At 41.7% G+C, this 12281-nt stretch carries 10 protein-coding genes; 4 read left to right on the forward strand and 6 right to left on the reverse strand.

Annotated elements, in window-relative coordinates; genetic code table 11:
- A partial coding sequence (locus G1O98_RS31665) for a calcium-binding protein (protein WP_163936726.1) occupies nt 1-1520 on the reverse strand: 1520 nt, incomplete at its 3' end.
- A 1080-nt stretch (nt 1521-2600) separates the two neighbouring features.
- Between G1O98_RS31665 and G1O98_RS31670 the strand changes: the two genes are divergently transcribed.
- Both G1O98_RS31670 and topA read left to right on the forward strand, forming a co-directional pair.
- Nucleotides 2601-2771, forward strand: coding sequence for a hypothetical protein (locus G1O98_RS31670; protein WP_163936730.1), 171 nt, complete (start codon nt 2601-2603; stop codon nt 2769-2771).
- A 197-nt stretch (nt 2772-2968) separates the two neighbouring features.
- A complete protein-coding gene (gene topA / locus G1O98_RS31675; RefSeq protein WP_163936733.1) occupies nt 2969-5137 on the forward strand; it encodes a type I DNA topoisomerase in 2169 nt (722 codons plus the stop codon).
- A gap of 63 nt (nt 5138-5200) precedes the next feature.
- Here the strand turns inward: topA and G1O98_RS31680 are convergent, their stop codons facing one another.
- Both G1O98_RS31680 and G1O98_RS31685 read right to left on the reverse strand, forming a co-directional pair.
- Nucleotides 5201-6322 carry a hypothetical protein gene (locus G1O98_RS31680; protein ID WP_175586950.1) on the reverse strand — a complete coding sequence of 374 codons (1122 nt, stop codon included), beginning with the start codon at nt 6320-6322 and terminating at the stop codon, nt 5201-5203.
- A gap of 159 nt (nt 6323-6481) precedes the next feature.
- Nucleotides 6482-6997: a phosphoribosyltransferase gene (locus G1O98_RS31685; RefSeq protein ID WP_163936735.1), complete on the reverse strand. Its 516-nt coding sequence runs from the start codon at nt 6995-6997 to the stop codon at nt 6482-6484.
- 99 nt (nt 6998-7096) lie between these two features.
- Between G1O98_RS31685 and G1O98_RS31690 the strand changes: the two genes are divergently transcribed.
- Nucleotides 7097-8548: an MFS transporter gene (locus G1O98_RS31690; protein ID WP_163936739.1), complete on the forward strand. Its 1452-nt coding sequence runs from the start codon at nt 7097-7099 to the stop codon at nt 8546-8548.
- Between the two features lie 160 nt (nt 8549-8708).
- Here G1O98_RS31690 and surE read toward each other — a convergent pair whose 3' ends face one another.
- Entirely contained in the window at nt 8709-9389 is a 681-nt protein-coding gene (gene surE, locus G1O98_RS31695; protein ID WP_163936742.1) for a 5'/3'-nucleotidase SurE, read from the reverse strand.
- Nucleotides 9390-9773: 384 nt separating this feature from the next.
- Between surE and G1O98_RS31700 the strand changes: the two genes are divergently transcribed.
- On the forward strand, nt 9774-10505 hold the full coding sequence (locus G1O98_RS31700; RefSeq protein ID WP_163936745.1) for a TPM domain-containing protein: 732 nt from the start codon (nt 9774-9776) through the stop codon (nt 10503-10505).
- Between the two features lie 66 nt (nt 10506-10571).
- On the opposite strand, the gene G1O98_RS31705 is transcribed toward G1O98_RS31700, so the two are convergent.
- Both G1O98_RS31705 and G1O98_RS31710 read right to left on the reverse strand, forming a co-directional pair.
- Entirely contained in the window at nt 10572-10955 is a 384-nt protein-coding gene (locus tag G1O98_RS31705; RefSeq protein WP_163936748.1) for a DUF4346 domain-containing protein, read from the reverse strand.
- Between the two features lie 90 nt (nt 10956-11045).
- Nucleotides 11046-12227 (reverse strand): GNAT family N-acetyltransferase, encoded by a 1182-nt coding sequence (locus G1O98_RS31710; RefSeq protein WP_163936751.1) that lies wholly within the window; start codon nt 12225-12227, stop codon nt 11046-11048.
- Nucleotides 12228-12281 lie beyond the last annotated feature (54 nt).

Below are 12281 nucleotides of genomic sequence, written 5' to 3' on the forward strand. Positions count from 1 at the left end.
CCATTGAGTAGATTATTGCCCGTTGAATAATCAACATTCAAATTATCGTCACCAGCACCACCGTTGAGGGTGTTATTTCCAGTAGTGTTATAAAAAGCTCCTCCGAAACCGCGGCCGTAGCTAGAACCGGAGAGAGAATCATTGCCATCTCCACCAGAAAGCAGATTATTGCCTCGTGAATAGTTAACATTTAAGTAATCGCTACCAGTGCCACCGTTAAGGGTGTTATTCCCTGAAGTGTTATCAAACCTATAGCCCTCAAATTCTGATGCAAAGAGAGAGTCATTGCCATCACCACCAGACAGCAGATTATTGCCTGTTGAAATATTAGCACTCAAGTAATCGTCACCAGCACCACCGTTGAGGGTGTTATTACCAGAGGAAAGATTGATAGAGAGATAATCGTTATTATCACCACCATCCAGGAAGTTCTTACCTGTTGAAAGTAAGGCACTCAAGGTATCGTTACCAACGCCACCCTTGAGGGTATTATTGCCAGACACTCTAGGGTCGTAGTAGCCACTAGAGGCAGAGAGATAATCATCGCCATTGGAACCATCCAGTAAGTTATCGCCTGCGGAACCGTCAGCAATCAAGGTATCGTTACCAGCGCCACCCTTGAGAGTGTTATTACCAGACACCACATTACCTTCGTAGTCCCCTAATGCCGAGAGACTATCATTGCCATCGCCACCAGACAAGAGATTATTGCCTGCTGAAGAGTCAACATTCAAGTTATCGTCACCAGCACCACCGTTGAGGATATTGTTCCCTGCACCACCCCGTAGCAAGTCATTACCAACACCACCATCGAGGGAATCATTGCCAGTATCACCAATAAGGGTGTCGTTCCCCGCACCGCCAATGAGAGTATCATTTCCCGTACCACCCCGCAGCAAGTCGTTGCCACTCTTGCCGTCGATGCGGTCATTCCCGCCCTGACCATTGATGACATCATTTGAGTTATCTAAACCTGTAACGTTGTTGTCGAGGTCATTGAGGAAAGTCACCGTGTTCTTGTTGAACACGCTAGTTGCAGTGGAGTTGGCATCAAAGACATCAAAACTATCGGTGATGCTAGTTTGCCCATCAAACAGGATATTACCAATAGCTGGTCTGTTTCCAGAAGCTTTCAGGTTATCGAGGTTTTCTAGTTTGAAGTTTTTTAGAATCGTTTTGGTATTAGCAACCCCATCAAAGGTGATTTCCAGATTATTACCATTCTGGGTAAGCAACAGATTTTGGGCAGTCAAATCAGCACCCTGGAATTTGATCGTATCCACTTCGCCAATAACTGCTGCTGTCGGGTTTGTTCCTTTACCTATGCCACCAAAATCAGTGATAGTATCAGTCCCATCACCCAAGTTGTAAATAAATTTATCCTTGCCGCCACCACCAGTCAGAGTGTCATCGCCCTGTTGAGCTGTAATGGTATCGTTGCCTACTTTACTGTTAATTATGTCAGCGTCATTACTGCCCAGTAGAGTATCATTACTGTTAGTTCCAATGATATTTGTCATAACTTTTACCTTCTTTAATCGATATTCCCGTAAATTTAAATTTCTCAGCCCTGATTTAGTACTGTTTTAGAACACAAAAACCCGCCGATAGTTGACACTTTCGACATATTTTGATTTCCCTCTGGAGGGACAGTAATTTTTATTGAAAATCCACACTGTTGAGCAGATTGCAACTAGCACTTATCTGCATATCAAAATCTCATGCACTGTACAAATTAATGACTTTGTGCATGAACTCAAATAGTTCATTTCAGGCTTTTTACAAGCATCCTTGATTAAATACCGTAGGCGCAGCCCCAACTTAGGCATTCTTGCAAAAACATCACGAAATCAAGCTTAAATGCCTGAAAATCACACTTCATACTTTAATTTTTTTGTCAATGCGTAAATCCTAGTGTCTTGAAAATAGGGAACAGTTAACTCTTGATACAGAAGGTTATTTTCATCCCCTCGTTGTGGGCTATTGCCTGTGGGTGTCTAGCTTAAAAAGAGAGAACATTTAAATAACCTGATACTAACTAAATACTGAAATTTACTTGTATGTCTATACTTCAAAAAGTATCTTTGCATACTCTTTACATTGTAGGAGAAATATGTAAGTAAATAGTCGTGAAAAAAGTAAACTATGTAAAGATAAATAAATCGCAATCGGTTTGAAGAAGGAATCAGAATGGGCTACGCCCCGCTACGCTAACAAAGACGTTTCCGTTACTCCGGTCGTAATCAAGATGCTCTCTACGAGACGCTGCGCTATCCGCCAATCATACAGATTCAGGATGAATCCTGACTCCTAAATTCTGTTTTGATAAACGGGAAAAGCTTGGTCTACAAAGACTTTGGTATAAACTTTCTTCGAGGATGAAAAGCAAAGTGCAAGGAGTCAGACATAGTTTTTTTGGAAGAATGCCTGAAACATGATTAATTTGTTGTTACATACTTGTAAATTTTTCTGCCGACCTACTTATGTGCTAAAAAATCCTCTTAGTGTGTTCTTCACATTTTCAGAGTTTATAGTCAAAATTTACAGACAGCAGTCACAAAGAAGTTTGAGCCGAGGCTTTCAAAGCAGGAAACCTCAAGATGCTTGAAGTATTGATAAAATACATCTTTTTATTTTTGAGCGCTGCGATGCCTGCGGTTCTTGCTAGCCTACGCCTGGTAATAGATTATATCTGTGCAATAATCGCGATCGCTTACCAAAATTACAGACGCAGAGATGCTCAAACGAATTGCGATCGCAATTCACATTAGTTCATTATCGTCAGGTGACAGAAGCAACAGTTATACAAAGGTATAAATGGATAGTTTTGAGATGATTTACCTCTAAACTGAGTTGAGCAATTTCCAAAGCTTTTTGGTACAGTATTCTAGAAAATCCAGATGACGAAGATAGGCGAACGCTAATTTAAATTGCCAGTTTATTGCTCAAAATCTAGAATGCAGTTGCTATGATCAAACGCCTGCTTGTGGTAGAGTCTCCCGGAAAAGTCAAAAAACTCAGTCAAATTCTGGGTTCGGATTGGAAAGTTTTAGCCAGTTGTGGCCATATCCGAGAACTCAGCAATGAAGGGGACGATTCCTTGGGCTTCGTCATGGACGGCAGTAATGTAAGGTGCAATTACGTTCCGCGTGACCAACGAGCAAAAGAAACAATCCAGAAGCTCAAGTCTGCGGTGAAGCAGGTTGATGAAGTTGTCTTAGCAACTGACCCAGACCGGGAAGGCGAGACAATTGCTTGGCATCTCAAAGAAACGCTGGGTTTAAAGGAACCGAAACGAGTAATTTATACTGAGATTACAGCATCGGCGGTACAGAGTGCGATCGCTAATCCCAGAAAGCTAGACCAAAATTTGATTGGTGCTGGATTGTGCCGAGATTGTCTAGATAAGTTGGTGGGTTATAAGGGTAGCCCTTTAGTTTGGGCATTGAATAACGGTGCTAAAAGTGTTGGCAGAGTCCAAAGCGCGACGTTGCACCTAATTTGTCAGCGAGAAAACGAAATTCTGGCTTTTGTCCCCCAAGATTACTGGAGTGTTTGGGTAGATTATGCTGAAGGATTTCGGGCTTTTTACAAAGGGACAGTGGATTCTGCAAAAGATACAGCAGACCAAGAAACTGAAACTCACGATGACGCGAAGGTTGGTAATAGTCCAGAAACACCGGAATCTAAACGTGTTCTTTCCGAAGCAGAGGCAACACGTTTAGTTGAAGAAGCACAGCGACATCCTCATCAGGTGATTCATTTTGAAGGAAAAATCGTTAACCGTCAGCCACCGCCACCATTTACAACTTCCAGCCTTCAGCAAGCAGCCGGTTCAAAGCTGAGGTTTGCTCCTGACAAAACCATGATTGTTGCTCAAAAGCTCTATGAGGCAGGGCTGATTACATATATGCGAACAGACTCAGTAATGCTGAGTCCAGAATTTTGTGCCAGCGCTCGTAAATGGTTAGAGCAAAATGATCCGCAGAATGTACCGCAGCAAGTCGCCAAGCATCGTAGTAGCAAATCAGCTCAAGAAGCACATGAGGCGATTCGTCCAACAGATGTATTTCGTCCCTCAGCTCAATTGCGTTTAGAACTTCCTGATGATGAGTTTAATCTGTATGTAATGATCTGGAAACGGTCAATTGCTTCTCAGTGTCGTGCTGCACAATTGCGTAAAACTTTGGTGATTACTCAGTCTGGTTCTCTACTGTGGTCAGCTAGAGGGCAAGTAATTGAATTTTATGGTTATGCCCGGTACTGGAACAATCTCAGCAAGGATAGTATTTTACCTTCATTACAACAGGGACAAGCATTGAAACTGGAGAATGCTGGACATGAGCAGAAGCAGACGCAGCCACCACCGCGTTATAGTGAACCAAAATTAGTACAACTGATGGAACGTAAAGGAATTGGTCGCCCAAGTACTTATGCTCCTACTGTTGCTACCTTAAAAAAACGAAATTATGTCGAGTTGAAAAAAGACCATCTGCAACCAACAGCTTTAGGGTTAGAAGTTGATGCGTTTTTGCTCAAAGCACTACCAGATTTACTAGAGGCGGAATTCACAGCGAAAATGGAAGATGCCCTTGATGCAATTTCCGAAGGAAAAAATTCTTGGCAGCATTATTTAACTAGTTGGAACCAGAATTATTTTGTACCAGCGCTTTCCAAAGCTAAAACTGTAGTTGCGAGTTCCCCAACAGGTAAAGCTAATGTGATAAGCGATCGCAAATATGAAACTTCTAAAACGCGATGCCCTGAGTGCAAAAATTTTCTCGCCAAAATTCCGAGTACTAAAGTTAAAAAGAAATATTTCCTCAAATGCACAAAAGGCTGTGAAAATGTCGTGCTATTTTGGAGCGACTTTAACAAAACTTGGCAGCCACCACAAGCTAAAACAGTCCAAGCTGAAAATCAACAAAAGCCTCCCGTCAAGATGACGGCATATCCCTGCCCGGTATGTAAAAAACCTCTAGAGGAGTACAGTTACATCAAAGAGGGGCAGAGTAAGACAATGTTGCGATGTTCTAACGCACAATCCCGTAAAGATACGAAACATAAAGATGTAGCTTATTTCAGTACGCCAAAAGGGTGGTGGAGTCCTAAGTTTGGGGAGATATCAAAAACTTAACTAAAGCTATCCGGCTCATTTCACCACTAGACAAATAAATTTGAGTTTTATCTGATAACGCCTTTACCCGCCAAGTTTGATATTCTGTTGCTTTAGTAGATTTATCAACAAGTTTTTAAATATGCCACTTAGGATACCAATAAGAGGAGTAGGCACAGTTAGGAGATATCGGCGGAAAGTTTTGACATCGAAGGGCCAAACGGGCAACTCATCAGTCATAGTGTACAAGGCACGTAGCTGCTGAATTTTTTCAGATTTTTTCTTGAAAGCTTCTGTGTCTTCAGCCAGACTAGTATAAATCCCTGAATAGTCTGCTCGGAACTGCCGAGCAATTTTATCTAAAGACTTTTCTTTAGCTCTTTTCATACCGCTATTTGCTGCTAGCAATGGCCCAAAAAAACATCCCATTGATAGAAAAATATATAATGGAATTACCAGATGAACAAACCAGAATCCTTTTCCGACATCTTGTGTAATTACTTGATACTCAATCACGCCAATCCAGATACCCAAAACAGCAACTAGATAGGCAGTTTTAAGCGAATAATCACTGAGACATCGAAGACCACCACAGCGATCGGGATGAAGAGGATTAATATCTAAATCCTTGTTTCCTAAAATTCGATAGAAAATCCAAATATTTGTAATCAGATTAAGGACAAGTATACTACCCATATATACGACTGCAAATGTGGCGATCGTAATGGTCAATCCTGGTAGAAAACTAGAGCTAGTCCAACTCTCTTCTAATCTAGGTCTGATGATAAAAACAATAGTGCTGAAAAAGAGAGCGCTAGCAAGTGCAGAGAGTTTGCGCCATTTTTGGGAATAGAGGTTAATAACAAATTGATCAATCTGAAATTTGTCTATTTCTAATACGTCAGATTTTTCCAGGTCTTGAATTGCTTTATCGATTGCTTGAAAACTCCACAAGTAATATCCCAATGTTACTGGATTAATAAAAAGCCCTACTAACCAGGGAATCCAGTCTTTAAGTAACCCCATCTGCCCCTGCTTAGACCACAGCGTATCACTTAGGAATGCAGTAAACAAATAAACTACAGTAGCGGTAAGTGCTGCCAGCAGTCCGAAAGTTAGAGGAGAAAGACCAAGTTTTCCAATTACTAGATACGCAACAGGGTCAAATCGGTGAAGGTTCCGTTTGTGCGAAATATCGTTTGTCATTCTTTAACAATGAGTCAGGTAAATAACACCATACATATTTAGGGATAGATGTGCCAATTTTGGCAAAATATAGTAATAAATCTGGTGAGTCAAAAAAGCTCACTCTATAAACTTTTAAATTCTTAATTTTGAATTCTACGTAGCGCTACTAAGTATTTATCAACACGGACTGACCTTAGTGGCAAGTTCTGCTGGGTTCAAATTTTCGTAGCGTTCAAAGGGTTGATGAATCCAGGGGTTGTCAGCCAAGTAATCGACATAATAATTGGGTGCTATAACTGAACAGGCTTTATACCAAAGTACGGCGGTGCGAATTTCTTCAATTGGGGAATCAGTATTTTGCTTGAGCCAAGGTATAGTCTGTTGGAGTGTGATGCCAGAGTCTACTAAGTCATCTACTAAAAGAATGCGCGAACCTAACTTTTCGGCAGTCATTGTCAAGTGGCGGGAGAAAATTAAATTACTTCTTTCTTGCTTACCAGCGCCACTGTAAGATGAGGTTGCTAAGATTGCCAGAGGTTGCTGATATATCCGGGAGAGAATATCTCCAACTCTTAATCCTCCTCTGGCAAGACAGATAATCTGGTTAAATTCCCAACTGGATTGATAAATCTGGATAGCCAGTTGTTCAATTTTTTGGTGATAATCTGACCAAGAAACATAAAGGTCTGGCATAAGTCTAACGGGAGTGGTAGATGGCTAGTATTGAAGGCGATGTCTACGACGGGCTACGCAAACTGCAAACTTTTTATTTTAGTATGAGCGCAAGTTATTATGAAAGATTATGCTGCTGATGGCGATGCCCAACGAGATATTCTTAGTGAAAAACTCGACTTCAAAACAAAACTGGCTTACGGTGCAGGAGATTTAGGCCCGGCAATCACTGCAAATATATCCGTCTTTTTTCTGCTGGTTTTCTTCACGAATGTCGCTGGTATCCCTGCGGGTTTAGCTGGCAGTATTTTGATGATTGGCAAAATCTGGGATGGGATAAATGATCCGGTTGTCGGGTTTCTGACTGATAAAACGAAATCTCGTCGTTGGGGTCGTCGTCTTCCTTGGATGTTTTATGGGGCTATTCCCTTTGGGATTTTCTTCTTCTTGCAGTGGATTGTACCGCGATTTAGTGCAAATCAGAGTGAGAATATTTGGCCGCTGTTCTGGTATTACGTAGCGATTGGGGTGATATCTCAAGCGTTTTACACGGTTGTAAATTTGCCTTATACGGCAATGACTCCAGAACTAACTCAAGATTACGACGAACGCACCAGCCTTAACAGCTATCGCTTTACATTTTCTATTGGTGGCAGCATTCTGTCGTTGATTTTAACGCAAATTATTTTTTCTCAAATTAGCGATCGCCAACAACAATATATCGTTTTAGCAGCAGTTTCTACTGTAATTTCGATTTTAGGATTATATTGGTGCGTTTTTGGAGTCCGCGATCGCATCTTGGCTTTTGAGGCCAAACGCATCCAAACCGAGGAACCTGAATCTCTCCCTTTCTTTGAACAGCTAAAAATTGTCTTTAGTAACCGACCTTTTTTATTTGTTATTGGTATATATCTTTGTTCTTGGCTAGGTGTGCAGGTAACAGCCAGCATTATTCCCTATTTTGTAGTCAATTGTATGGGACTCAAAGAATCAGATGTGCCCACAGTCATGATTGCAGTGCAAGGAACTGCTCTATTGATGCTATTTGTTTGGGGAGCGTTGAGTAAAAAAATCGGCAAAAAAGTTGTTTATTTTCTCGGAATGAGTTTGTGGATTATAGCAGCGGCCGGACTATTTTTCTTACAGCCTGGTCAAATAGTTTTGATGTATGTGATGGCTGTTATGGCAGGTATTGGTGTATCCACAGCTTATCTAATTCCCTGGTCGATGATTCCAGATGTGATTGAATTAGATGAACTGCAAACGGGACAGCGCAGAGAAGGCATTTTTTATGGCTTCATGGTTTTGCTACAAAAATTTGGTTTAGCTTTTGGACTGTTTTTGGTAGGAAATGCTTTGCAAGTATCGGGTTTCAAAGAATCCGTAGCCGGAAGTCCACTACCTATCCAACCAGAATCAGCACTGTTTGCTATTCGCATTGCCGTTGGCCCCATACCTACAGTTTGTTTGATTTTTGGCTTAGTTTTAACGTATTTTTACCCAATTACCCGCGAGATGCACGCAGAAATTATGCTAAAACTCAAAGAACGGCAAGAGAAGAGGGGAAGTTAAAATAATTCGTAATTCGTAATTACGTTTTGTAAGGGAGATTTTAATTAGGCATCAAAATGTATTGTCTGTAAAAGTAGGGGAATTAAACCTCCAAACTTGGCTAATGTTGTTTGGAAAAACCAAGAATCTTAGCATCTTTAAACCTGAGAGTGTCAAAGTTTCAAACCCTTAACTGAGTTACCGCAATATTGCCGGAAAAACATACATCCACATCACTACCAGGGGTGCGATCGCGTTTGCCATATTCTCCTACATAATAAAAATCATCGCCTTCAATTCGATAGTTGACAGGCAAAGGTCTGCTACAGGCTTGGCAAAAGACTATCTCAGGATGTGGTTCTCCTGGTAGCAGATTCGGCAAGTTCACATTCCAAAAGCTTCCCGGTTCTAGGGGACGCTTGAGTAAGTCCGCTAAAACTTCAGATGTCAATTTGGCAGCCAGATCCCAATCAAAATTCTGCTTGGCTTTGCGATAGTGGGAAATAGCAATTCCGGGAATACCGTGCATTGCGGCTTCCCGCACAGCAGCCACTGTGCCAGAAATGTAGACATCGACTCCCAAGTTGCCCCCAGCGTTGATACCTGAAAGCACAAATTTGACATCTGCGTTAATTTGTGTTATGGCAATTCTCACACAATCGGCGGGAGTGCCTGCGATCGCATATTCAGTCTCAGAACGTCGCTGGAGGTTGATGGCACGAGTGGTAGTAACTTGATGTCCACACCCAGACTGATGATCGGCAGGAGCAGCGATAATAACATTTTTGCCATTTACAGCTTTAATTAGAGCTTTTATACCGGGGGCATCAATGCCATCGTCGTTAGTTAAAATTATAGTCATGTATATATTATTCTAGATTTAGCCAAAATATCAGAGAAGTTGCAGAGATAACCCATAAAAGGGTATAGCAGGACAAGCAACTTGCATATATATATGAAAAGTTATACTTCTTTCTGCCAAAAATACTCATTATACGATATCATTTCTAGATGGTTTGCAAATTCCGCCCTAAGCATTTGGGTTAATTCTCAAAATGGGCGGTATTTCTTGTCAATTTTATGCTTGCAACCGCAATCATCAGAAGTTTGTGCAATCAAAAAATCCCGTAAAATATATATCTGCTGGTAGTAGCAAAAACTTGATCCCGGAGAAAACCGCGAACGAGGTGATTTTTGCACTAGTTCTGTAGTATTTTTGGTGCAAGTCTGTCTTAGGGATCACACGATGAAACAGCTCCTCAAACAAATATTTAGTAGTCAAAAACACCTCATCCGGCTGGTTTTAACATTGGTGACGGTTACTTTAACAGCCTCGCTGTTTGCCACACCTGCTTTAGCCACAGGTGTGTATCAATTATCCAGCCTCACAGCAGACACCTGGGTTTTGGATCAAGGTGAGGTTATCAGCCGTCTGAATGAAGGTAAGATTAGCAGTGCTTTCGAGGATTTGGCAAAACAAACAAATAAGGAAGTCAGAATCGTGACTGTTCGCCGCCTTGACTACGGTGAAACACCAGAAAGCTTTACCAAAGAGTTGTTTGAAAAATGGTTTCCGACAAAAGAAGCCCAAGCAAATCAAACTTTATTGGTTATTGACACAGTTACCAATGGTACTTCCATTATTACTGGGGATGAAGTCAAACCTCTACTCACTGACGCTATTGCCGAGAGTGTCGCTACTGAAACAGTAAGTGTGCCGTTACGCAATGGTAACAAATACAATCAGGCATTTCTAGATGCTAGCGATCGCCTTGTTGCCGTCCTCTCCGGTAAAGCCGATCCAGGGCCACCCCAAATTACTGACAATGTACAGGTAGAAGGCACCTACAAGAAAGCAGAAGAAACCAACCAAGGTAACGCTACTGCTTGGGTAGTAGGGTTATTAATTGCCGCCACCGTCATCCCAATGGCGACTTACTACATTTATCAGATAAATCAGCCGTCATCTGATGGGTAATCGGATAATCAGGGTCATTCAATTTTAGATTTTAGATTTTTCCTTAAATTAAAATCTAAAATTGGCTTAATCCTGAACATACTCTTGCCCTTTTACTAAAGCCACCTCAGCCCGAACAAATTCTCGACCTAAATAAGCCGCATGATTTAATTGAGTTACAGGCGGGGGCTGAGTTTCTTCAAAAATCTTCACGCAAAGTTCTTTAGCCGTTCTCGCACTAAAAACCGTTGTGTAAGTTCGTTCTACCTTTCCTCGTGCCGGAATTACCTTCCCCGTTTCGGGATCGACAGCTAAACCGCGATCGTCAATTACGTTTGTGAAATGCTTGGCATAAATTAACCCTGCGTCTCGATCCAAGTAAATAATAAAATATCCACCCGGATCGAGTTCGATATGACGCTGGGAAAGCTTATCATCAATTGCGGCTAAATCTTCAAGTATTAAATCCATAAGCACTAGCAAAAGAAATTTTCTTTTTTCAGGGTTTTTACACTATATATTAAGTGTAATTCGTCGTTCACCCTCTGCCTTGGCAAACTTTTAAGAATCCCGGTTACTAAATGGCAACTCTGCATTAATCGCCTCAATCTCCTGCTGTTCGAGTTGATTCACTTCCTTAATATAGGGACGGATAATTTGTCCTAAACGATTGTTGTAAAAGCGATGCAAACTATGATTGGGCATAGCAGGGAAACCACGGCGTTTTTTGTGGCGACCACCCGCACCAGGGTCAAAAATTTGGATTCCGTTAGCGATCGCCCACTCAATAGGCGCATAATAGCAAGCATCAAAATGTAAGCAATCTATTTCTTGAAAACTCCCCCAATAGCGTCCATAGAGTTTGTCACCTTTAAATAAACAAAAGGACATTCCTAAAGGATGAGAATTATCTTCTTCGCTATATGCGGCGACAAACAAGACTCGATGGCGATAATCATTGTGTAGCTGCTCAAAAAACCTCTGTGTGAGATACTTGCTACCCCACCAACCAAATTTATCACAGGTGTCAGCATAAAACTGGTACATCGAAGGAAATAAAGAGTAGGGAATTTCATCACCACTCAGAGGTTGCAATCTTAAACCAGCTTTCTCTACAGCTTTACGTTCCCGCTTGATATTACGGCGTTGATTGGCGTTAAACACTTTCAAGTAGTCATCAAAAGTTTTAAAGCCAGCATTTTCCCAGACGTAGCTGTGGTGCAGCCAAGTTGTAAAGCCATGCCGTTCCAGCATCGGCCGCCATTGGGGATCAACGTAGAGAAAATGACATCCAGAAATCCGATTTTTGGAACAGAAAGTGTCAATTTCATGCACCATCATCGCGGTGATTTCGTCTTCGTCTTCTCCTGGGGCGATTAAAAAGCGATAACCTTCAGCTGGGGTAAATGGTGTCATGCCCAGCAATTTTGGGTAATATTGAACTCCGATGCGATCGGCTAACTCTGCCCATTGGTGATCGAATACAAATTCACCAGAACTATGTCCTTTGAGATAAAGTGGTGCAGCCGCAATCAGAGTTCGATCTCGCCACAATGTTAAGTGATTTGGCAACCAACCAGTTTTAGCCGTAGCACTTTGGGAGGTTTCGAGATTATTTAGCCACTCCCATTCTAAAAATGGCGTTTTGAGTGGCATTGCTAAAGCATTCCAAGCATTTTGGGGTACTTCAGCGATTTTGTTCGTCCAAATGACAGAATAGCGAGGCTTAAGTTGTTCTACCATCTTAGGGGAGTAGGGATGAGTAAGAGGCAGGGGGCAGGGAGCAGGGAGCAGGGG

It is taken from the genome of Nostoc sp. UIC 10630 (genome assembly GCF_010747425.1).
GTDB lineage: Bacteria > Cyanobacteriota > Cyanobacteriia > Cyanobacteriales > Nostocaceae > Nostoc.